This window comes from Pseudomonas sp. FBCC-B1667 (genome assembly GCF_059133255.1).
The window spans coordinates 3,357,470-3,380,155 of record NZ_CP101437.1; the positions used below are offsets into that span (position 1 = coordinate 3,357,470).

The window sequence follows — 22,686 nt, forward strand, 5'->3', positions numbered from 1 at the left end:
TGCCCTTTCTATCAATGGGCGGAAGCGCTGGCAGCACCGAGGCCGGTCTGGGCGCGAACGAACTGGTCGGCGTAAGCGTCACGCTCCTTGTCGGCCCGCACGCTGCGGTCCAGTTTCGACACCACGACGATCACCAGGAACGCCAGCGGCATGGAGAACAGCGCAGGGTGGTCGTACGGGAAAATTGCATGAGCATGGCCGAGCACGGTGACCCAGACGGCTGGCGAGAGGATCACCAGCACCAGCGCGCAGGTCAGGCCGGCGAAACCGCCGATGATCGCGCCTTTGGTGGTCAGGCCTTTCCAGTACATGGCCATGATCAGCACCGGGAAGTTGGTCGACGCGGCGATGCCGAAGGTCAGGCCCACCAGGAACGCGACGTTCATTTTCTCGAACAGAATGCCCAGCAGAATAGCGACGATGCCCAGGCCGACAGTGGCCATGCGGGTCACGCGCATTTCCTGTTTCTGGCTGGCTTTGCCTTTTTTGAACACCGTGGCATAGAGATCGTGGGATATCGCCGAAGCCCCGGCCAGGGCCAGACCGGAGACCACCGCCAGAATGGTGGCGAAGGCCACTGCCGAGAGGAAACCGAAGAACAGGTTGCCGCCCACTGCTTTGGCCAGGTGCATGGCGACCATGTTGCCGCCGCCAATCAAGGCGCCGCCGACTTCACCATTGACGTAGTACTGCGGGTCGGTGCCGATGATGACCATCGCGGCAAAACCCAGGGTGCAGACAACAAGGAAGAAGAAACCGATGAAACCGGTGGCGTAGAACACCGACTTACGCGCTTCCTTGGCGTTAGGCACGGTGAAGAAACGCATCAGGATGTGCGGCAGGCCGGCAATCCCGAACACCAGGCCCAGCGACATAGAAGCGGTGTTGATCGGGTCGGCGAGCATTGAGCCAGGGCCCATGATGTTCCAGCCGCTGGCGTGGGCTTCGACGGCTTTGGTGGCCAGGGTTTCGTAGCTGAAGCCGAATTGCGACATGGCCATGAACGCGAGGGTCGTGCCGCCGGCAAGCAGCAACACAGCCTTGATGATCTGCACCCAGGTGGTGGCGATCATGCCGCCGAAAATCACGTATACCAGCATCAGCGCGCCGACGATCACCACGGCCACCGGGTAGTCGAGGCCGAACAGCAATTTGATCAACTGACCGGCACCGACCATCTGCACGATCAGGTAGCAGCACACCACCGTCAACGAGCCAAACGCGGCGACGATCCGCACTTTGTTCTGGTCCAGTCGATAGGACACGATGTCGGCAAAGGTGTAGCGCCCCAGATTGCGCAAGCGCTCGGCCATCAGGAAGGTGATGATCGGCCAGCCGACGAAGAAGCCGATGGTATAAATGAAGCCGTCGTAGCCCTTGGCGAACACCAGGCTGGACAGCCCCAGCAGTGTGGCGGCGGACATGTAGTCGCCGGCAATCGCCAGACCGTTCTGGAACCCGGTAATGCCACCGCCTGCGGTGTAGAAGTCAGACGTGGATTTGGTTTGTCGCGCGGCCCACCAGGTGATGGCCAGCGTGCCGAGGACGAACACAAAAAACATGCCGATTGCATGCAGGTTCAGCGGTTGTTTTTCGACGGCACCCAGCGCAGGCGCAGCCAATACAACGGAGGCCGGCAACAGCCCGGCAGCGGCGAGAATAAGTTTACGGAGGAGAGTCATCACTTGCTCTCCTCGAGAATGGCGGCGCCCAGTGCATCGAAACGGGTGTTGGCGCGGTAGACGTACAAACCGGTCAGCAGCCAGGAAAAAATGATGATCGCCGCGCCAACCGGCATGCCTAACGTCAACATCCGATGTTCGCCCAGCGGTGCATGCAACCACTGCGGGGCGAACGCCACCACCAGCATGAACAGGTAATAAGTGCCCAGCACGGCGGCGCTTAACGACCAGGCCAGGCGCGAACGGCTGTTCACCAATTGAAGGAATTTCGGGTTGCTCCGAATGCGTTCACAGCGTTGGGTATCGGTTGAATGGATGTCGATCATGGGTGGCTCCACATTGTTTTTGTTATCGATGTTTGGGATGTCGCTGGGCTGAATTCGGCGTGCACGAACCCGAGGCGGCAGGTAGAACACCTGCCGCCTGGCGGGTACAGCGTTGGTTCGGTTAGAGCGCCTTGGCCCGGTCGCGCAGCACGTACTTCTGGATCTTGCCGGTTGAAGTCTTCGGCAGCAGGGTGAAAACCACCGTGCGCGGCACTTTGAAGCCGGCCAGATGCTCGCGGCAGAAACTGAGGATGTCGGCCTCGCGAACGTCCTGGTGATCAGCCTTCAACGTGATAAAGGCGCAGGGCGTTTCACCCCACTTCTCATCAGGACGGGCGACGACAGCCGCTTCCATGACGGCTGGATGGCGATAGAGCACACCCTCCAGTTCGATGGTGGAAATGTTCTCGCCGCCGGAAATGATGATGTCCTTGAGTCGGTCCTTGATCTCGACATACCCGTTCGGATGACACACCGCCAGGTCGCCGGTATGGAACCAGCCGCCTTCGAACGCTTCGGCCGTGGCGGTCGGGTTCTTCAGGTAACCCTTCATCACGGTGTTGCCGCGCATGAAGATCTCACCGATGGTCTGACCGTCTCGCGGAGTCGGCTCCAGTGTCTTGGAGTCGCCGACCATCACGCCTTCGAGCGTCGGATAGCGCACGCCCTGACGGGATTTGATTTGCGCCCGTTCGTCGAGCGGCAACTCATCCCATTCGGCATGCCAGGCGCAGAGCGTCACCGGGCCATAGGTTTCGGTCAGCCCATACACGTGGGTGACCTTGATGCCCATTTCTTCCACGGCACCGATGACTTTGGCCGGTGGCGCGGCACCGGCGACCATCGCGTTGACCGGGTGATCAATCGCGGCTTTAGCCGACTCTGGCATGTTGACCAGGGCGTTGAGCACGATCGGCGCAGCGCACAGATGGGTGACCTGATGCTCGCGGATCAGCGTGAGGATTTTTTGCGGATCAACACGGCGCAAGAACACATGAACACCGGCCATGGCGGTGATAATCCACGGGTAGCACCAACCGTTGCAATGGAACATCGGCAGGGTCCAGAGGTACACAGGATGGTTGCCCATGGCCCAGGTCATCTGGTTGCCCAACGAGTTCAGATAAGCACCGCGATGGTGGTAAACCACGCCTTTGGGGTTGCCGGTGGTGCCTGAGGTGTAGTTCAGCGAGATGGCTTGCCATTCGTTCGCCGGCCACTGCCAGGCAAAGGCTGGATCGCCTTCGGCCAACAGCGCTTCATAATCCAGATCGCTGACCGCCTTGCCTTCGCCGTATTCCAGGTCATTGACGTCGATGACCAGCGGCGGGTGATCCAGCATGCCAATCGCCGCGTGAATCACATCATGGAATTCACGGTCGGTAATCAGCACCTTGGCTTCGCCATGCTGCAGCATGAAAGCGATGGCTTCGGCATCCAGACGCACGTTGAGCGGGTTGAGCACCGCGCCAACCATCGGCACGCCGAAGTGCACTTCAAGCATCTCGGGAATGTTGGGCAGCATCACCGCCACCGTGTCGTTCTTGCCGATGCCGCGACCGGCCAGTGCCGAGGCCAACCGGCGGCAGCGGGTGTAGGTCTGCGCCCAGGTGCGACGGATAGAGCCATGGATGACGGCGGGGTAGTCCGGATAAACGCTGGCGGTGCGCTCGATGAAGCTGAGCGGGGACAGGGCAATATGGTTGACAGCCGCAGGGCCTAGCCCTTGTTCATAGATCGACATGTGCGGGTACTCGGTGGCTGATTGTTAGCTCTATAGATGTCCTTGCAGCGTCGCCGCTGAGGGCATCTTTTATGTCCGACCTGCTTTATATAACATTCAGCTACAGATATGGAAGTACAACCTATGGCATATAGGATATCTACTATATTCGATTCTTGCCGATCTAAATCAATACAGCCTTACCGCCAAGGCCGGTATATCCTTGGCTTCCCCAACGAAGCGGACCTGTGATGACCCTGACTCCCGTTCGATTGCACAGCTGGTTGCGCCTGCAGCGCGAGGGTGTGTCTCTGGCCGCCCGGGCTGATGCGTTGTGCCGTGCGTTGCAGGAATGTCCCGAGGTGCGCCGGGCGGTTTATTTGAGTTGGCAACCCAATGCCGGGATTTACAGCCACGAGGGTGCCGCCCAGCATTTTCCACCGGGGCTGGGCGACCCTTCGCTGGCCAGCGATCAATTGCTGTTTGATCGACTGGTCGAGGCGGGGCGGCTCGATCTGGCGCAAGTGCGGCAACTCGATTGCTGGTTGTCCGGTCGATTGCGTCGGGCCGCTATCAGCCATGGCCAGGTGTTTGATCTGGCCTTGCAACCGGGGCTGCCGGGGTTGCTGCTGGTGGAGGTGTGCGACGGCGTGAGCCTTGATTGGCTGGGCTGGGTCCAGGATTTGCTGACGACCTTGCTGAGCAGCGTCAATGGCATGCTGCGCGGCTCGCCGCTGTTGGGTCACGATCCGCAACCGAGTCTGTTGCTCGATGCCCAGGGCCGGCCGCTGGAGTTCAACGGGGCGCTGCTGGCATTGCTGGCTGAAAAACCGCTGACCGATGTGCTGGGCTTTTTGCCCGTCAATCACCGCGTCCTGGTGCGCGCCTGCCTGGACCAGAAACGCGCCATCGAAGGGGTCGAGGCGCAATTCGAAACACAGATTCTGATCTGGACGTTTATCCCCGATCCGCAGGACAACCGCGTACTCGCCCGTTGCCGCGACGCCACCCTCCAGGTGTTGGCCGAACGTGAAGCGGCTACGGCACGCCGGCTGTACCGGTTGATCATCGAGAACACCACCGACCTGATTTCCCGACACACTCCAGACGGGCGCTTTCTGGATGCTTCGCCCGCGTCCTGGACATTGCTCGGCTACTGGCCGGAAGAGTTGCGCGGGCAAATGGCCCAAGGCCTGTTCCATGGTCAGGACCTGGCCAGCCTGGTGCAGCGTGCGCGGGATGCTCTGGAGCAGGATGGTTATCACACGATGACCTATCGCATTCGCCATCGAGACGGGCATTACCTGTGGTTCGAAACCGCGAGCCGGGCGATTCGTGAAACCTACACCGGGACCGTGGTTGAAGTGGTCAGCGTGTCCCGGGACATCACCGCTCGGGTGCAAGCCGAGGAGAACAAGCGGCGCCTGGCGGAGGTGGTCGAAGCCAACACCGATCCGGTGTTGTTCATCGACCCCGAGGGGCAAGTCACTTACCTCAATCCAGCGGCGCGGCGCATTCTCGGAATCGACGAGCAACAACCGATGCCAGCCTTGGCGCAATTGTTCGCCAGCAACGACCTGGCACGTCTGCAGCGTGATGGCTGGAGCAGCGCCGAACGCGACGGTGTCTGGAGCACCGATGCGCGATTGCAGCCACCGGGAGGCGGCACTTCAGTGCCGGTTTCGCTGGTGCTGTTGGCGCATCGTTCGGCTGGCGGCGAGCGCTATTACTCCTTGGTGGCGCGGGACATGACCGAACGTGAACTGCGTGAGGTGCAACAGCGCCGTCATCAAGACGAACTGGCGCACACCGCGCGGTTGGTCACGCTGGGGGAATTGGCCTCGGGCATCGCCCACGAAATCAACCAGCCGCTGGCGGCGGTGGTCAATTATGCCAATGCCAGCCAGCGCTATTTACAGACACTGGATTCCAATCCCCAAGCCGCTGCCCGAGTGGCGCAAGGGTTGGAGCGCATTACTCATCACGCCACGCATGCTTCAGAAGTCATCAGACGTTTGCGCGCGTTTCTGCGCAAGGGGCAACGCCGGATGCAGGCCCTGAATTTCACCGACGTCGCCCGCGAGGCGGTGCGCTTGTGTGCCTGGGAAGCGAGCAATTGCCAAGTGACAATCGAGGATTGCCTGCCGGATAATCTGCCGCCCGTTTATGCCGACCGGGTGTTGCTGGAGCAGGTGCTGCTCAATCTATTGCGCAATGCCATCGACGCCAACCGCGAACAACATCCGGGGCAGCCGTCACTGATTGTGATGGCCGCGGGGGAGGGCGGTGGTACAACCGTGGAAATCAGTGTGCAAGACCAGGGACCGGGCGTCAGCGAGCCTGAACTGGAGCAGATATTTACCCCGTTCTATACCAGCAAGGCCGATGGCCTGGGACTTGGTTTGTCCATGAGCCGCAGCATCATCGAAGGTTTTGGTGGCGAATTGCTGGCCCTGCGCCAACCGATCGGGCTGCTGATGTGCTGCCGTTTGCCGCTGGCCGGCCCAACAAAACAACAACAGGAATAACGCAATGGCGAGTGTGACGGAGCACGTGGTGTATGTGGTCGACGACGATCAAGGCATGCTCGACTCAACGGTCTGGTTATTGGAATCGGTAGGGCTCAAGGCCTTGCCGTTTACCAGTGGCGTGGAGTTTCTCAATGCTTGTGATGCCTCGCTCGATGCCTGCGTGCTGCTCGATGTTCGCATGCCCGGCATGGGCGGTTTGAACGTGCAGGAGGAAATGCGTGCACGTGAACTGAATCTGCCAATCATCTTTGTCAGCGGGCACGCCGATGTGCCGATCGTGGTTCGCGCTTTCAAGGCCGGCGCCCATGACTTCATTGAGAAACCCTACAACGAGCAATTACTGCTGGACAGCGTGCAACAGGCGCTCACCAACTGCGCGGCCAACCGCTCAGGCAGCCAGGGTCACGATGCGTTGCAGGCGCGGTTGCTGACGCTGACCCCACGCGAACGCGATGTCTTGCTGCCGCTGGTACAGGGTTACACCACCCGTGAAATAGCGGAGCAACTGGGCGTCAGCGCAAAAACTGTCGACCTGTATCGCTCGCGTGTGATGAAACGCATGCAAGCCAATACCTTGCCGGACCTGGTGGGCATGGCGATCGCAGCGGAGATGGTCGACCCACTGAAACTGCGTTGATGGTTCGCGTTTCGTACACGCGTCTATGCTGGGTTAACCGATTCGTTGCCTTTACCGCCGCAACCACAAGGAAACAGCCATGGTGCCCACACCTCTGTCCGAGAAATCGTTGACCCGCAGCATGCTCGATGTGCTGATTCGTGCCGGGCTGATTTTCATCCTCGTGCTGTTTTGCTTTGAGATTTTCCGGCCGTTTCGTGACCTGATGCTGTGGTCGATCATCCTCGCGATCACCCTATATCCGTTGCAGTTGCGACTCATGGGGTCGCTAGGCCGCAGCGAAGGGCGTTCTGCGACGATACTGGTGGTGTTTGCCATCGCGATTCTGGTGGTGCCGGTGTATCTATTGGGCACCTCGATTGCGGAGTCGGTTGCCAAGGTTGTCGACCTGGTGAAGGAGGGCAGTTTCCATATTCCGCCGCCCCCGGAGTCGGTCGCCGCCTGGCCGCTGGTGGGTAAATCTGTCTCGGCGGTATGGCTGCAGGCTTCAACCGATCTCCCCGACCTGATGGTGAAATACCTGCCGCAGGTAAAAGGCGTCACGCTGGGCCTGTTGAGCAAAATCGCCGGCGTCGGGATGGGGCTGCTGATGTTCATCGTCGCCTTGATCATCGCCGGTATTTTCATGGCCCATGGTGAGGCCGGTAGCCGCTGCGCGGTGGATATTGCGTCGCGCGTCAGCGGTCCGGACAAGGGGCCACAGATCGCCGAGCTGTGCACCGCGACCATCCGCGCCGTTGCGCTCGGTGTGGTCGGCATCGCCTTCATTCAGATGCTGCTCGTGGGGATCGGCTTCGTGCTCAAAGGCATTCCCGGCGCCGGTCTGCTGGCCATCGGCGTATTGCTGCTGGGCATCATGCAGTTACCTGCCACGCTGATTACGCTGCCGGTGATCGCTTATGTCATGGCCACCGAAGGGCCAAACACTCGGACCATTATCTTCTCGGTCTTTGTGTTCGTTGCGGGCCTGGTGGACAACGTCCTCAAACCGCTGTTGCTGGGGCGGGGTGTGGACGTTCCAATGCCGGTCGTGTTGATTGGCGCACTGGGGGGCATGGTCACCAGCGGCATCCTCGGGCTGTTCATCGGGCCGGTCGTGCTGGCGGTGGGTTACCAATTATTCTGGCAGTGGGTTCAGGATCGACCTGAGGGTGTCTGACATCCTCAGGTAGTAAGGAGGTGTGTTGAAACCATACCTGCCCGCACCGGGCGCCTCAACGTGGAACATGTTGCGCCAGGCGTGTCTGCAACGCCGGGATGCCGTGCCGCCGAGTTTGACGGAACGGGCGGTCGTCCACGGCATTCCCGAGGCACGTTACTGGCTGGACCGGGACCTCGCACCGCTGATTCGCGATGTGCACCAATCCAACCTGCGAGAGGCAGCAGCGCTGGCCAGGTCAGGGGAGCCGAATGACACGCTGCCACTGGCCAACATGCTGGCGATTTCCGGAGGGGGCGACGCCGGCACCTTCGCAGCGGGGATCATCGCGGGGTGGACGTTGCACGGGACGCGCCCCGCGTTCAAGGTTGTCACGGGCATCAGCGCCGGGGCCCTGGTGGCCCCGTTTGCCTACCTGGGGCCTCAGTACGACGACATCATCTTGCGCATGTGCAGCGCCATCGGCCCCAAGGACGTTTTCCACTCGCGCAATGTGCTGACCCGGCTTGCCAGCGACGGCATTGCGGACAGCAAGCCATTGGCGCGGCTCGTCGCGCAGTGCATTTCTGCGGACATACTGGCGGCGATTGCCGAGCAATACGCCGACGGACGCTTGCTGATGATCGGCACCACCGACCTCGATGCGGGGCGTCCGGTGACCTGGAACATGGGCGCCATTGCCGCCAGCGGCGCGCCGGGAGCACTCGACCTGTTCCGACGGATCCTTATCGCGTCGATGAGCATTCCCGGCGCCGTTTCGCCCGTCATGATCGATGTGGAGGTGAATGGCCAAGCGTTTCAGGAAATGCACGTCGATGGCGGCGTCATTACACAGGTGTTCCTTTATCCCCCAGGCACCGTCATGGCACTGAACAGCGTGACCGGCGCGCGCTTGCGCAGTGATCGGCATTTTTATGTGATTCGCAACGGAAAGATGGAGCCGCAGTGGTCGGGGACCAAACGCCGTACGTTGAGCATTGGCGGTCGCGCCATCAGCGCGTTGATCCAGATGCAAGGCATCAGCGACCTGGAGCGGATTTACCGAATCGCCCAGCAGGACGGCGCGGATTTTAATCTTGCGTACATCGGTTCCGACTTTCATCACCTGCGCAATCATCAGTTCGATGGTGAGTACATGAAGCGGTTGTTCGAGTATGCCTTTGAGCTCAGCGCGAAGGGTTATCCGTGGCATAAGTCGCCTGACACCTGAAGTCTGTCGGGATGTTTATAGCTTGACCCAGCCAAGACACTGAATGACCTGCGCTTGTTGCTCTCATGAAATTAATCCTGTAGTTTTTCATGAAATTATAAAAACATAATTTCATGAGAGCTTGTATGTTCCGGCAATCCACGCAGCATGTCGCCAGTTACTACGCCCACAGTTGCGCTGATCGCCTGACCACCCGACCCGCACTTGCCGGTGAACACGATACCGAGATCGTGATCATCGGCGCAGGGTTCAGTGGCCTGCATACCGCGTTGCGCCTGGCCCTGGCCGGCAAACGCGTGATATTGCTGGAAGCCAGTCGCGTGGCGTGGGCAGCTTCCGGGCGCAATGGCGGCCAGGCCATCCTCGGCTGGTCATGTGACATGCCGCCATTGGAAGCCGCGCTCGGTTATGAGCGCGCCCGCCGATTGTGGGACGGCATGCGCTGGGCGGCGCAGGAATTGCGGGAATTACCGACTCGCCATGGTTTCGACTGTGATTATCGCGCCGGTCATTTGTGGACATCGGTGATGCCTCGCCGTGTCGGCCTGCTGACTGAATGGCAGCACGAAGCCAGTCACAAGTGGGGGCACCATGCCTTGCAGTTCATCCGTCGTGAACAGTTGCCGGAATGGATCGCCAGCGAGCGCTACCAGGCAGGGTTGTACGACCCTGAGGGCGCCCATTTGAACCCGCTGAAACTGGCAATCGGCCTGGCCGCCGCCATCGAACGCGCGGGTGGCCGTATCCATGAACAAAGCAAAGCGTTGAATTATCGAGAGGAGGGCGGCCGCTTCGTGGTGGACACTGAGCGCGGGTCGATTCGCGCCGACGTTCTGGTGCTGGCCTGCAATGCCTATCTGGACCGGCTCGACCCGCAACTGGCCAGTTGCGTATTGCCCGTCGGGACGTATCAAGTGGCGACCGCGCCGCTGACGCCCGAGCAAGCCACTGCGCTGCTGCCGACCAATGTCTGCGTCACCGACAACCAGTTTGTCCTCGACTACTTCCGTCGCACCCCCGACAACCGCCTGCTGTTCGGCGGCGGCTGCACCTATCTGGGCGGCATGCCCAAGGACATCGCCGGCGCGACACGGCCGTTCCTGGAACGGGTCTTTCCGCAGCTCAAAGGCGTGGAACTGGCGTTCGCCTGGGGCGGGCACATCGATCTGACCCTCAAGCGAACGCCCGACGTTGGCCGGTCGGGTGATCGCTACTGGCTGCAAGGCTATTCCGGGCATGGCGTGCTGCCGACACTGGCCGCCGCCCGCGCCGTGTCCGACGCCATTCTGGGGCAGGACGATGAATTGTCCTTGTATCAGGGCCTGAACAACGGCAGTTTTCCCGGCGGCAAATACCTCGCTGCGCCGCTGGAAGCCATCGGCAAAGCCTGGTATCGACTGCGCGACAGTATCTGATGAGTCATCTTTCGGAATTCCCGGCATGAACAAGCAAGAAGAAATCGCTGCGCTGGCGATCCTGATTCACGATTTGCGCAAGCACAAGAAATACACCTTGAAGGAACTGGCCGACAAAATCGGCCGTTCCGTCGGCTTTCTTTCGCAGGTCGAACGCGGCTTGTCACGGCCCACCGTGGCAGACCTGACGGCGATCAGCGAAACCCTGGGCGTACCGACCACGTACTTCTACAGCCTGCCAAAACCCAAGGAGTTGCCGTGGGTCACGCGGCCGGACGAACGTCGCACGCTGTACTACGCCAACGGCATTACCGACATTCTGGTTTCGCCAAAAATGCGCGCGTCATTTTCCATGCTCGAAAGTCATCTGGAAGCCGGTGCCAGCAGCGGCGACCGGCACATGACTGACAGCTCGGAGCAGGGCGGTTACGTGCTCGAAGGCGAGCTGACGCTGTGGCTGGGTGACGACGAAGAACCTGTGACTTTGGTGGCTGGCGACAGTTTTCAGTTCGACAGTCATACCCGTTGCCGCTACGGCAACCTCACCGGGCAACTCACGCGAGTGCTCTGGGTTTACACCTGATAACAAGCAAAAGGACCCACAATGATGGATGCTACCTGCTCTGACCTGCTGGCTGAGGTGCGTGCCTTTCGCCAACGCTACCCAGAGGTGCGTTATGTCGATCTGATTTCCCTCGATATCCCGGGGCATTTCTACGGCAAACGCTACCCGGTGGACATGCTGGAAAAGGTCGCGGCTGGCAGTGCGCTGAAACTGCCGCAAAATTGCGTGTTGCTGGGCGTGCAAGGCGGGTTGTTCAAGATTGGAGATTACTGCTTTAACGACGGCGATCCGGACGCAGTGCGTCGTCTGGTGCCGGGAACCCTCAAGCCTGTGACCTGGGAAGCGCAACCGCTGGGGCAAATGCTGATCACCTCGGATGGCACTGCAAACCCCATCGTATTCGAACCGCGACAGGTGCTCGCGCAGGTTCTGGACCGGCTCGCCAGCAAAGGCATTCATCCGGTGGTGGCGTTCGAACTGGAGTTCTACCTGTTCGATAAAAAGCTGCGCGACGGGCTACCGCAGTTTCCCCGTGACGGCCTGACGGACGATGTCGACGATCAACCCAACATGCACATCGAACGACTGTCACGCTTTGCGCCGGTGCTGGATGACATGGTCGAGGCGTCGCGGGCCCAAGGTATCGACAGTACGGTGATCACGGCGGAACTCGGGCCGGGTCAGTTCGAAATCAATTTCGGTCACCTGGACGATGGTTTGCGCGCTGCAGACTGGGCGGCGCTGTTCTGTCGCAGCAGCCGTGGTGTGGCGCTAAAACATGGGTATCGTGCCAGTTTCATGGCCAAGCCTTACTTGCAGCACCCGGGCAGCGGCATGCATGTGCACGTGAGCCTTTACGATGCGGCCGGCAACAACATTCTGGCCGCCAACCAGCAACAATCGCTGCGCCACGCCGTATCCGGTTGCCTTGAATTGCTGCCGCATTGCATGCCGGTTTTCGCCCCGAACCAGAATGCCTATCGACGCCTGGGCGGCACGACGAACATTGCCACCCAAGCGAGCTGGGGATTTGAAGACCGCGATGCGTGCTTGCGTATTCCGGAATCGGACTCGAAAAACTTGCGCATCGAACATCGCCTGGCCGGTGCCGATGCCAACCCCTACTTGGTGTTGGCGGCAATTCTGGTCGGATTGGAACATGGGTTGGCGTCCGGCAAGGAACCGATTCAGCCGCTGAACGAAGACCGTAACAGTGGCGTCGACTTCCCCAAGGAAATGCTCGAAGCCGTGCGTGCGATGCAGCATCAGACGCAACTGCGTGACGGGTTGGGGGCAGAGTTTGTGGACGTCTATTGCGAGAACAAACGTCAGGATCACTTGGCGTTCTTGCAGGAAATCAGCGCACGGGAATATCGCTGGTATTTGTAGAGCGAGGCGGCGGGCAATCGTCATGATTGCCCGCGAACCTAGCGCACAGTCCGGCGGCGGCCCAGACGATTGACCGCCAGCAGGCAGCCTGCAACCAACAGTGCGGCGCCGATTACCAGCAGCGGTGAAGGTCGGATGGGTTTCGCGGCTGGCAACGGGTACGTGCTCAAAATGTCATCGGTCATTTCGGTGGGCAGGTATCTGGGGGCGTTGTACGCCATCTCGTTCAGTTTCAGGCGTGCGCCATCGCCGAGAATCAACGTCAGGTTTTCAATGGTGCCGGCGACCCGCCCGGGATACACCGGCTCGCCCGTCGGATCGAGTTGGTCATACAGAAACTGCTGCCCTTCAACCCACCCGACCGCCGTCTGTAACTCGGGCCCCAGGTAATACTTTCCATCGAGAAAGAAGCCGGGGAAATGCGGCGTGCGTTCAAGGCTCTCGACGTTATAACGCTCGCCCGCCCTCATGCCGGTTGCTGGGTCGATCATGGTGATTCCTCCGTCTGCTGGTCTTGCAATAGAGAACGGGCTGAATATGTAGGTTCCATCGGGCTGATCGAAAGGCGCGCGGTGCTGCTCATCGGCTCTTCGCAAAACAATTCGAACTCTTCAAACGCGATCACTTCAACCGTTAACAGGACCGCCCATGGGCAATTTTCGGCGTGGAGCATGATCGAATGTGCCAGCAACATTGAACAGCCAGAAGATGTTCATCGGGTGTGCGGGGTGGAGTCTGGGGCGTGAGTATGTGTCGACATTCCCGGTTGCGGGCTCGCACCTGCAACGTTATGCATCGAGACTGAACGGCGTAGAGATCAATAGCTCGTTTTATCGCCCGCATCGCCGGGAAACGTACGCTCGATGGGCTGACTCGGTGCCCGATGGCTTTCGTTTCTGCGTTAAGGTGCCCAAGCGGATCACACACGAACTGCGTTTGCAGGATTGTGGGTGGGCGCTCGATGAGTTTATCTCGCAGTGTTCAGGATTAAATGAACGATTGGGTTGCCTGCTGGTGCAGTTACCGCCCTCATTGGCGTTTGATTATGCGGCGGCTGACAGCTTTTTCATTGAGCTCAGACGTCAGTATGCCGGCTACGTAGTGCTCGAACCCCGGCACGCATCCTGGCTCGATGCCGAGCTGCTGTTGATCCATCATCGTGTTGCCCGGGCTGCGGTTGATCCATCACGCATCAGCCATGACGCTCTGCCGGGGGGCTGGCCGGGATTGAAATATTGGCGAATGCACGGATCGCCCCGAACTTACTTCAGTCCTTACGAATTGCCGGCACTGCAGAGTCTGGCTATCAATCTTCAGACCGTCACGACCGACAGCGAATCGACATGGTGCATTTTCGATAACACCGCCAGCGGGGCTGCACTGGGTAACGCGTTAACGCTCAAGGCGTTGTTCCGCTGAGCCGGACAGACCGTTCGTCGGCCGCAATGAACACCGTTCAGCGCTCGCGGCTCTCTACTTTTCATTGGGTGGAGAGCGACTATGTCCTGTTTGATCTGTGAAAATCCTTTTGCACGAACACTCTGCGCAGGCGTCTGGCAGGCATTCAATTGCCCTGAATGCGGCCAGGGACGTGTTTCCCAGGAGCTGCTCAGTCTGATGGTGTTGTTGAATCTGCAACTGGATACAGGACGCACCCGCCGATGGCTTAATGAATGTCGCCGGACCGACCCGCTACCGATCATGCGCATGTCTGACATTTTGCTGTGCTGCGCCGCCAAGGACGCAACCGGTCGGGCCACCGGCATTCGGGGATAGCCGCTGGTCTATTCGAAGGCACGCGGCACTGCGGCCCACTTCCAATCTGTACGGCCCGGAGAATCCGGACCATTTGGGTGAGGTGGGTATGTCCGACGATTCGACTTTCCAGCAACAAGACCAGAACCCGGTGCAAGACGCGGCTCCATCCAGACCGAAGCCAGGCACTGACGACCCGATGGCCAATCCTGACGATTCGGGTCGATATGATCCGATGACCCGCCCGGACGACCAGCGACCTGACGACTGGGAGGACCCGGACAGAGACATGCCGGAGGCGGACGAGCCGACCCCGCTGTCTGATGACAGACGCTGAATAAGGGAAAGGAGGTCAAGCATCGACCTCCCGCTTCCCGCGGTTACTAATTGCCGTCCGCCACCTTGCGTTCAATGTCCGCGATTTTATCGCTGAGCTTTTCAGCGTCCTGCTCCTTCACGCGGGTGGAAGAAGGCGTAAGGACTTCATCGATGCCCTCGGTTTCACTCGATGTGTCGTGCAGGTCCCTTTCGACCACGTCGACGGGTTTACCTGAAACATCAGTGGGAGGGGCGTTGGATGTTGTATTCACATCGTCATCGTTGTGCATGTCGTAGACCTCTGTTGACTGCCTTCACTCGGCTTTTTCTTCACCCTTCGAGCCGCTCGAAGTAGCGGCGTCTTTTTCCGTGGCCTGCGAATCGGCGCCGGAGTTTGAGCCCGATGCTTCCTCGCCCTTTTTGTCGGCCTTCTGATCATTGGATTCGGCGCTTTGGGCTTGATTGACGCCGGGAATGGCAGTGGGTGGAATGTCTGCTTTTTCGGCGGCCGACGCGAACAATGAGCCTGTCGACAGCAGGCTCGCAATGGCGAGGGCGGTGATTGTGTTGTTCATCATCCAGGTCTTCCTGCGAGGGGTATAAAACGTTGGAAGATCAGGACGGAGGAAGGTGCTGAGGCGCTGACGAGTGGCATGGCAAGCATAAAAAAACGCCGCACATCTCACGATGGGCGGCGTTTTTTATTGCGTTGCAGCGTTAGGCTTGAACCACCGGAATGTTGGCGTCCGAGTTGGTAGCGGATTTACGTGACGAGCCGGTACCGACCCCGTCACCGACGTAGGCGATCGGGAAGCCACTGTTGCGCATTTCTTCGATTTGCTTCATCGGGGCGGTAGAGCCTTGCACGTCCGGCACGATGCCGTCGCGGGCCATTTTCAGCATGACCAGAGCCTTCAGCCGACCGGCTCGGCCGTACAATTCATCTCTCCAGAACCCGGTTTCAGGAAAAACACCCCGTTTTCGTTTTGCCGAAAACTGTAGTTCCCCAAGACATCCTTGCCGGTGTATTGGGTTCCTGAATAACTTTGCACCTGACTCAGGGTGACCGAGCTGTTCGCCCATTTCAGGTACACGACACCCGGCTGCGTATTGAAGAACGTCGCGGCAATCACCCCATTAAACCCGGCGCAACGAAACGCCTGAGGACCTTCGGTCAGCCGATCTGGATCCTTGGTTCGCACAATGGCCGAGCCTTGACGCAGTTGATAGGCACGCTGGGCATAACTGCGGATCGCGCATGCCTTGGCCTCAGGCCCGGAGCCGCACTGATTGCGGGCGTCCATCCAGAACTGCTGGTCGATGATGACTTTGTCGGGAGGCGGTACGGAGTGCTCATCCGTGAGCGCCAGGCGATAGAGACGCGTCAGTTCAATGTCCATCTGCGCCAGTTGTGGATCGCGGCAGATGAGTTTTTCTACGGGGGCTCGGGTGTTGGCGCAGTCGAAACTGGTCTTGTAAATTCGTGGGGGCGATGCGGCATTGGCGCAGGAGAATGTCGCCGCGCTGACGCTGGCGAGCAGGCAGGTGAAAAGGGCCGTGAGCGTTTTCATGTTGACGTCACTCAGATCATTTTCCGTAGGGGACTATAACCCCAAGTGGCAGAAGTTCCACCCAGGCGGAACGCATCATCACCTCAAACCACCCACCGCAGCGTTTCAAACAGTGGCCGATCTTCCTTCTTCGCCGCAGGGGATTGGCGCCGAACGACCTGCGACACACAATCGGTGCAGCTCCATGCCTGGCGAACGCCATTCATGGGTGACCATCACCCTCTCGAACCACGTCATGTTTCTGCATCAGGGCCGGATGAAGGAGGAGGGCCACCGGGCGCCGTACCGGAACAATCGCGAAACGAGCGGTTGAAGCGGTCTTTGTCGGGAAGACTGTAGTCGTCTTCTCTGGAGCGCAGGGCGCGTGGACTAAACGACCTGAACTGCAGGTGGAAGGGGGCCACGGTGTGTACAAAACGCGACGGCCGATCCGGCGGGTTGGCCACCCGTGTCCAGTGCAGGGTGAAGTTTCGAAGTGGTCAGGGTGGCGTCTCCTTTTCAGGGTGTCCCCGGATAAAGGATAGCTCGCCATTCGAAGGGCTCCTATCCGTGCATCAAGTCCGCTGGGGAGGGCGGAACTTTGTGGCAGGCTCGCTTGCACAATGGTGTGTGTAGACCTTGTGGAGCGCGGGCTTGCCCATGAAAACTAAGTTAGAGTGTTCATCAGTAGCTGCTCATAAGCGCCCCCCACCCGATTCACGTAGCCGCGCCAAGCGGTTCGAGCGAACGAACAGGGCACAAAAACCGTATATCAATCGTTATGTGAAGTATGAATCGTCCGCTTTTTGTTTCTCTGGATGGGCCCAAGGGAGCCGGCAAAACCACACTGTTGGAGGCCATTACGAAAGTACTGAGGGCAGACAACAAAAAGGTGATCCGACTGTCCGAGCAAAAAAGCGATCCCGATCGGGGTGAAACAATGGCCCTCGTTAACAGACTCGTCAGAAACCCCACCCGTGAGTTGGAGTTGGAGGTTTGTGAACGATTCGCGGATAGCCGCGCCTGGATTTCCCGGAATGTGCTGGCTAAACAGCCACCACACAGCATCATTTTGATCGATCGCTGGTACCCGTCCGATGCTGCGTTTCGTCGAATAGTCCCGTTTGCAGAGATTCTGCAGTTGAACATTGATCGAAACGTGCAAGTGCCAGACGTGCATGTCGGGGTTGTCACCCATCCTGAAATTTCATGGGCAAGGGCCGCCGCACGACGGCGTGGGCTGAGCAGTACGGTGATCCATAAGCTGGAAGACCATGTCGCGTGCACCCTGGCGTTCGAACTGGCGGTTGTAAAACACGGCTGGGTCTTATGCCGTAATGAAGGCACGATCGAAGAGGCAACGATGCAGGTGGTTTCTGAGATCTACACAGCCCTTCGCTGTCACGAAGGCAAAGTTCGTTGCGCGGGTTTGTGTTCATGAGTTTGGTTTTTGCATCAATCTCTGACACTCATGCGTTAAGCTGATTAATCTGTCTCGCAGCCTGAGTAAGTACTGTGGCCATCAACTTCGACCTCAACGACCTGCACGCCTTTCGCGCTGTAGTTGAGCAGGGCAGTTTCCGCAAGGCTGCCGACACTGTGCGCATCTCACAATCAGCTCTGAGCCGACGCATCGAGAAACTCGAAGACGCCCTAGGGGTGCGGTTGTTCGAGCGCACCACGCGCAAAGTTAGCCTCACTCAGGCCGGACGTGGCTTCATGCCTAGCGTTGAGCGCTTGCTCGATGACCTGGATGTGGCGCTGCTCGGCATCAGTGAAGTGGCTTCGACCCGGCTCGGCCATGTCACGGTCGCCTGTGTGCCGTCGGCGGCGTATTACTTCATGCCGCGGGTGATCGCTCATTACCACCGCCAATTTCCGCGGATCAAAGTCAAAGTGCTGGATTCCAGCGCTCACGATGTGCTCACTGCGGTGGTCAACGGCGAAGCGGATTTCGGCCTGAGTTTCATGGGCACGCTGGAAGCTGAAGTCGATTTCGAGCCGTTGGTGCAGGAAGGTTACGTCGTAGCCTGTCGGCGTGATCATCCGTTGGCAGGTCGCAGCAGCGTGAGCTGGGACGAGTTCTATCAGCAGGACTACATCTCGCTGGACAAGACCTCGGGCAATCGCTTTCTGCTTGATCAGGCGTTGACCGGCATCGTGCCGCAGCGCCAGAGCATCTGCGAAACCCGGCACGTGACAACGATGATCGGGCTGGTGGAGGCGGGTTTGGGCGTGGCGGCGGTGCCGTTAATGGCGATGCCAGCGGCGGATCATCCTATCCTGACGCGGGTGCCGCTGACTGATCCGCAGGTGATGCGCAGTGTCGGCCTGATCAAGCGCCGGGGCCGCACGTTGACCCCGGCTGCGTTGGAGCTGGAACGGCTGGTCGTGGAAATGAAAGTCCAGGTCAGCGACTGACCGAATCCAGCCCGGTGGCCTTCACATCCGGTTGAGCGGCCGAGGAGGCCAGGTACTCCAGCAATGCCTTGGCTTCAGCAGGGTGTTGCGCGCCCACGGGAATGCCAGCAGCGAAACGCGTTACCGACTGCACCGATTCTGGAATCTTCGCCACAAAACTGACACCCGGTATGGGCAGCAATTCGCTGACCTGCTGAAAGCCCAGCTGATAGTCGCCGGTGGCAACCACCGACCCCACGGGAATTTTCGGGATCATCTTCGACTTCGGCTTCAGTTGGTCGTCGATACCCAGGCGTTTGAACAACTGATTCTCGATGTACACGCCACTGGCGCTGTCGGAATAAGCCACGGACGTTGCCTCAAGCAAGGTCTTTTTCAGGCTGTCGACGGTGCTGATGTCCGGCTTCGGTGCACCGTCACGAACCACCATACCAATGCGTGAATCGGCCAATTCGACCCGGGAGACAGGGTCGACTTTGCCTTGCTTAATCAACTCATCGAGTGCGTAACCGACCATGATCACCACGTCAGCCTTTTCCCCGCGGGCCAGGCGATTGGGGATCGCTTCCGGGGCCTTGCCCATCGACGGGCCCAGGGCGGTGTCGAGCGTGTTGCCGGTCGATGCGGCGAATTTCGGGCCGAGGGCTTTGTAGGCCGCGGTGAAACCGCCGGAGGTCATCACGCGCAGTTCTTCTGCCTGGGCGAATGAACTCAGGCCGAGGCTGGTCAGCAAGGCCAGTGCAGCAAGTTTAAAGGGTTTGTTCATGGTCAATGTTCTCGAAAAGAGCAGGTTCAAAACAACGCCGGTTGCAGGCGACCGGAGGAGCGGCGATACAGGTACAGCGTCGCGCACAGGGCACACAGCGCGGCGAAACTCATCCAGTAACCGGGCGCGGCCTTGTCGCCGGTGTACTGAATCAGAAAGGTCGACATCGCTGGGGTGAAACCGCCAAACACGGCCGTGGCCAGGCTGTAGGCGAGGGAGAAACCAGCCACACGGACTTCAACCGGCATGATCTCCGTGAGCGCCGCAATCATCGCGCCGTTGTACAAGCCGTAGATCAACGAGAACCACAGCAACACCACTAGCATGTTGAGGAAGCTCGGCGCGTTCACCAGGTATGTCAGCGCCGGGTACGCGGTAGCGAGGGCCAGCAGCGCCATGGCGATCAGCACCGGACGCCGGCCGATGCGGTCCGACAACGCGCCGCCAATCGGCAACCAGAAGAAATTCGAAACACCGATCAGTAACGTCACCAGCAAGGCGTCAGCGGTGCTCAGGTGAAGCACGGTTTTGCCGAAGGTCGGCGCGTACACGGTGATCAGGTAGAACGCGGTGGTGGTCAGCGCGACCATCATCATCCCGGCGACCACGATCACCCAGTTCTGTGCCAGCGTACGGAATACATCACCCATGCTTGGGCGGTGTTTGCGCGCGGCGAACTCTTCGGTTTCTTCGAGGTTACGGCGCAGGAAGAAAATGAACGGGACGATCATGCAGCCCACGAAAAACGGAATCCGCCAGCCCCAGTCGGCAACCGTTCCCGGCGCCATCCATTGGTTCAGGCCGTAGCCCAACGCTGCGGCGACGATGATTGCGACCTGTTGGCTGGCAGACTGCCAACTGGTGAAGAACCCTTTGTTGCCGGGTGTGGCAATCTCCGACAGGTACACCGAGACGCCGCCCATTTCCGCACCGGCCGAGAAACCTTGCAGCAAGCGGCCGATCAGGACAATGGCCGGGGCGAACAGCCCGATGGTTTCGTAGCCCGGTACCAGCACGATCAGGATCGTGCCACTGGCCATGATTGAAAGCGTCACGATCAAACCTTTGCGCCGGCCGACATCGTCGATGTAAGCACCGAGCACCACGGCACCCAATGGCCGCATGAGGAAACCTGCGCCGAACACTGCGAAAGTCATCATCAGGGAGGCAAACTCGCTGCTGGCCGGGAAAAATACGGCGGCGATCTGCGTGGCGTAAAAGCCGAAAAGAAAGAAGTCGAACTGTTCGAGAAAGTTGCCCGAGGTGACCCGAAAAATCGCACTGGCGCGGGAGCGCCCGGAAGGGATTACTGCTGACATTGACCTGTACTCCACCGCTTTTATGAAGTGCACCGCCTGGACGCGGCGCACGGTTCTTATTGGGGCGAATGGTGGAGCAGAGAGGTCGATATGATAAGCGCATTGTTGGCATGCATTGATGCATCAGGCGGGTCAATCGGTGACATGGACCACGACGTCCGGGGGCGACAAAAGTCCACGCTTTCTGTCTCAGTGGGGTTTTGGACACTCAAAAATGGGCAACTGGTCCAGGATTTTGTCGGCGAAAAGTTCTCGTTTCCTGATGAATACCGCCGCAGGGTTTCGTCGACCCGCCGTGGCAGCCCGGGACCATTGGGCCATTTGTGCGATCAATAGCGGGGCCGCCTGACCGAACGGCTAAACGGGCGAGTACACGGATGATTTGTTCGCCGTCTCACAGCCATCTCGACGGAGAGCGAAGAGTTGCAGGTCGTTCAGCTTAGAGCCGTGGCGAAAGCGACACGGCTCACTGGGTAGCAATCAGTGTTTGAACATCACATGCCGGACGACAGTGTAATCCTCCAGCCCATACATCGACATGTCCTTCCCATAGCCGGACAATTTCTGACCGCCATGCGGCATTTCACTGACCAGCATGAAGTGCGTGTTCACCCACGTGCAGCCGTACTGCAAGCGAGCAGACATCCGATGCGCGCGACCGACATCCGCGGTCCACACCGACGACGCCAGGCCGTAGTCCGAATCGTTGGCCCAGCCCAGCACCTGTGCTTCATCGGTGAATTGGGTGACTGACACTACCGGACCGAACACCTCGCGGCGGACGATTTCGTCATCTTGCTGAGCATCGGCCAACACCGTCGGCTCGAAGAAGAAACCATTGCCCTCCACAGCCTTGCCGCCGGTGATCAGGCGAATGTGCGGTTGCGCGATGGCGCGCTCGACAAACCCGGCCACACGGTCACGGTGTTGCGCGGTGATCAGCGGGCCCAGTTCGGTCGACGGGTCATCTTGCAAACCGTACTTGATGCTGCTGACCGCCTCGCCGAGTTTCTCGACGAACTTTTCGTAGATGCCGGCCTGCGCGTAGATGCGGCATGCGGCGGTGCAGTCCTGGCCGGCGTTGTAGAAACCGAAGGTGCGGATGCCCTCCACCGCGGCGTCGATGTCGGCGTCGTCGAAGATGATCACCGGGGCCTTGCCGCCCAGTTCCATGTGCATGCGTTTGACGCTGTCGGCGGTGCTGGAAATGATGTTCGAACCGGTGGCAATCGAGCCGGTCAGCGACACCATGCGTACTTTCGGGTGGGTGACCAAAGGGCTGCCCACGCTAGGACCACGACCAAATACCAGGTTGAGTACACCGGCCGGGAAAATTTCCGACGCCAGTTGCGCCAGACGCAACGCAGTCAGCGGAGTTTGTTCTGATGGCTTGAGCACCACGGTATTACCGGCAGCGAGGGCCGGGGCGATTTTCCACGCGACCATCATCAGCGGGTAGTTCCACGGCGCGATGGAAGCAATCACGCCGACCGGGTCGCGACGGATCATCGAGGTGTGGCCCGGCAGGTATTCACCGCCCGCCGAACCGCTCATGCAACGGCTGGCGCCGGCGAAGAAACGGAACACGTCGGCAATCGCCGGGATCTCGTCGTTCAGTGCGGCGCTGTAAGGCTTGCCGCAGTTGTCCGATTCCAGTTTGGCCAGTTCTTCGCCATGGGCTTCGATGGCGTCGGCGAGTTTGAGCAGCAGCAGCGAACGTTCTTTCGGCGGGGTTTGCGACCAGCCTTCAAAAGCACTGTCGGCGGCACGGACGGCGGCATCGACCTGGGCTTCGCTGGCTTCGTTGATTTCCACCAATACACGGCCCAGGGCCGGGTTGAACACAGGTTGGGCGGGGCCTTCGCCGTCGATCAGTTGGCCGTTGATCAAGAGTTTGGTTTGCATAACTGTTCCTCAATC

At 59.6% G+C, this 22,686-nt stretch carries 21 protein-coding genes and 1 pseudogene; 11 read left to right on the forward strand and 11 right to left on the reverse strand.

Annotation, left to right across the window (positions count from 1 at the left end):
- Positions 1-11: 11 nt before the first annotated feature.
- The 3 genes from NL116_RS15280 to NL116_RS15290 all read right to left on the reverse strand — a co-directional run bounded on the left by NL116_RS15280 (position 12) and on the right by NL116_RS15290 (position 3,752).
- Positions 12-1,682: a cation acetate symporter gene (locus NL116_RS15280; RefSeq protein ID WP_494377916.1), complete on the reverse strand. Its 1,671-nt coding sequence runs from the start codon at positions 1,680-1,682 to the stop codon at positions 12-14.
- Positions 1,682-2,008 carry a DUF485 domain-containing protein gene (locus tag NL116_RS15285; RefSeq protein ID WP_494377917.1) on the reverse strand — a complete coding sequence of 109 codons (327 nt, stop codon included), beginning with the start codon at positions 2,006-2,008 and terminating at the stop codon, positions 1,682-1,684. The genes NL116_RS15280 and NL116_RS15285 overlap by 1 nt, the downstream gene beginning before the upstream one ends.
- Before the next feature lie 121 nt (positions 2,009-2,129).
- Complete coding sequence (locus tag NL116_RS15290; protein WP_494377918.1) at positions 2,130-3,752, reverse strand: acyl-CoA synthetase; 1,623 nt, start codon at positions 3,750-3,752, stop codon at positions 2,130-2,132.
- A gap of 230 nt (positions 3,753-3,982) precedes the next feature.
- Between NL116_RS15290 and NL116_RS15295 the strand changes: the two genes are divergently transcribed.
- The 7 genes from NL116_RS15295 to NL116_RS15325 all read left to right on the forward strand — a co-directional run bounded on the left by NL116_RS15295 (position 3,983) and on the right by NL116_RS15325 (position 12,637).
- Positions 3,983-6,259: a PAS domain-containing sensor histidine kinase gene (locus NL116_RS15295; RefSeq protein ID WP_494377919.1), complete on the forward strand. Its 2,277-nt coding sequence runs from the start codon at positions 3,983-3,985 to the stop codon at positions 6,257-6,259.
- 4 nt (positions 6,260-6,263) lie between these two features.
- Entirely contained in the window at positions 6,264-6,899 is a 636-nt protein-coding gene (locus tag NL116_RS15300; protein ID WP_494377920.1) for a response regulator transcription factor, read from the forward strand.
- A 79-nt stretch (positions 6,900-6,978) separates the two neighbouring features.
- Positions 6,979-8,058 carry an AI-2E family transporter gene (locus NL116_RS15305; RefSeq protein WP_494377921.1) on the forward strand — a complete coding sequence of 360 codons (1,080 nt, stop codon included), beginning with the start codon at positions 6,979-6,981 and terminating at the stop codon, positions 8,056-8,058.
- A 67-nt stretch (positions 8,059-8,125) separates the two neighbouring features.
- On the forward strand, positions 8,126-9,268 hold the full coding sequence (locus tag NL116_RS15310; protein WP_494378065.1) for a patatin-like phospholipase family protein: 1,143 nt from the start codon (positions 8,126-8,128) through the stop codon (positions 9,266-9,268).
- A 125-nt stretch (positions 9,269-9,393) separates the two neighbouring features.
- Positions 9,394-10,683 (forward strand): NAD(P)/FAD-dependent oxidoreductase, encoded by a 1,290-nt coding sequence (locus NL116_RS15315; protein ID WP_494377922.1) that lies wholly within the window; start codon positions 9,394-9,396, stop codon positions 10,681-10,683.
- Positions 10,684-10,708: 25 nt separating this feature from the next.
- Positions 10,709-11,266 (forward strand): helix-turn-helix domain-containing protein, encoded by a 558-nt coding sequence (locus NL116_RS15320; protein WP_494377923.1) that lies wholly within the window; start codon positions 10,709-10,711, stop codon positions 11,264-11,266.
- A gap of 24 nt (positions 11,267-11,290) precedes the next feature.
- Positions 11,291-12,637, forward strand: coding sequence for a glutamine synthetase family protein (locus NL116_RS15325; RefSeq protein WP_494378066.1), 1,347 nt, complete (start codon positions 11,291-11,293; stop codon positions 12,635-12,637).
- A gap of 38 nt (positions 12,638-12,675) precedes the next feature.
- Here the strand turns inward: NL116_RS15325 and NL116_RS15330 are convergent, their stop codons facing one another.
- Positions 12,676-13,128 carry a short chain dehydrogenase gene (locus tag NL116_RS15330; RefSeq protein WP_494377924.1) on the reverse strand — a complete coding sequence of 151 codons (453 nt, stop codon included), beginning with the start codon at positions 13,126-13,128 and terminating at the stop codon, positions 12,676-12,678.
- A gap of 217 nt (positions 13,129-13,345) precedes the next feature.
- Between NL116_RS15330 and NL116_RS15335 the strand changes: the two genes are divergently transcribed.
- Both NL116_RS15335 and NL116_RS15340 read left to right on the forward strand, forming a co-directional pair.
- On the forward strand, positions 13,346-14,056 hold the full coding sequence (locus tag NL116_RS15335) for a DUF72 domain-containing protein (protein WP_494378067.1): 711 nt from the start codon (positions 13,346-13,348) through the stop codon (positions 14,054-14,056).
- Positions 14,057-14,137: 81 nt separating this feature from the next.
- Complete coding sequence (locus NL116_RS15340) at positions 14,138-14,413, forward strand: hypothetical protein (RefSeq protein ID WP_494377925.1); 276 nt, start codon at positions 14,138-14,140, stop codon at positions 14,411-14,413.
- A 362-nt stretch (positions 14,414-14,775) separates the two neighbouring features.
- Here the strand turns inward: NL116_RS15340 and NL116_RS15345 are convergent, their stop codons facing one another.
- The 4 genes and pseudogenes from NL116_RS15345 to NL116_RS15360 form a co-directional block, all read right to left on the reverse strand.
- Entirely contained in the window at positions 14,776-15,000 is a 225-nt protein-coding gene (locus NL116_RS15345) for a hypothetical protein (protein WP_494377926.1), read from the reverse strand.
- Between the two features lie 24 nt (positions 15,001-15,024).
- Positions 15,025-15,285, reverse strand: a complete 261-nt coding sequence (locus NL116_RS15350) for a hypothetical protein (RefSeq protein WP_494377927.1) — start codon at positions 15,283-15,285, stop codon at positions 15,025-15,027.
- Positions 15,286-15,457: 172 nt separating this feature from the next.
- A pseudogene (locus NL116_RS15355) lies at positions 15,458-15,628 on the reverse strand (hypothetical protein); the annotation flags it as partial.
- Positions 15,625-16,281, reverse strand: a complete 657-nt coding sequence (locus tag NL116_RS15360) for an MliC family protein (RefSeq protein ID WP_494377928.1) — start codon at positions 16,279-16,281, stop codon at positions 15,625-15,627. The pseudogene NL116_RS15355 and the gene NL116_RS15360, both read right to left, overlap by 4 nt.
- A gap of 769 nt (positions 16,282-17,050) precedes the next feature.
- On the opposite strand from NL116_RS15360, the gene NL116_RS15365 reads away from it, so the two are divergent.
- Positions 17,051-17,701 carry a dTMP kinase gene (locus tag NL116_RS15365; RefSeq protein WP_494377929.1) on the forward strand — a complete coding sequence of 217 codons (651 nt, stop codon included), beginning with the start codon at positions 17,051-17,053 and terminating at the stop codon, positions 17,699-17,701.
- A 74-nt stretch (positions 17,702-17,775) separates the two neighbouring features.
- On the forward strand, positions 17,776-18,681 hold the full coding sequence (locus tag NL116_RS15370; protein WP_494377930.1) for a LysR family transcriptional regulator: 906 nt from the start codon (positions 17,776-17,778) through the stop codon (positions 18,679-18,681).
- On the opposite strand, the gene NL116_RS15375 is transcribed toward NL116_RS15370, so the two are convergent.
- The 3 genes from NL116_RS15375 to NL116_RS15385 all read right to left on the reverse strand — a co-directional run bounded on the left by NL116_RS15375 (position 18,671) and on the right by NL116_RS15385 (position 22,671).
- Positions 18,671-19,447 (reverse strand): substrate-binding domain-containing protein, encoded by a 777-nt coding sequence (locus tag NL116_RS15375; RefSeq protein ID WP_494377931.1) that lies wholly within the window; start codon positions 19,445-19,447, stop codon positions 18,671-18,673. The genes NL116_RS15370 and NL116_RS15375 overlap by 11 nt on opposite strands.
- A 26-nt stretch (positions 19,448-19,473) precedes the next feature.
- On the reverse strand, positions 19,474-20,766 hold the full coding sequence (locus tag NL116_RS15380) for an MFS transporter (RefSeq protein ID WP_494377932.1): 1,293 nt from the start codon (positions 20,764-20,766) through the stop codon (positions 19,474-19,476).
- Between the two features lie 480 nt (positions 20,767-21,246).
- On the reverse strand, positions 21,247-22,671 hold the full coding sequence (locus NL116_RS15385; protein WP_494377933.1) for a gamma-aminobutyraldehyde dehydrogenase: 1,425 nt from the start codon (positions 22,669-22,671) through the stop codon (positions 21,247-21,249).
- Between the last annotated feature and the right edge of the window lie 15 nt (positions 22,672-22,686).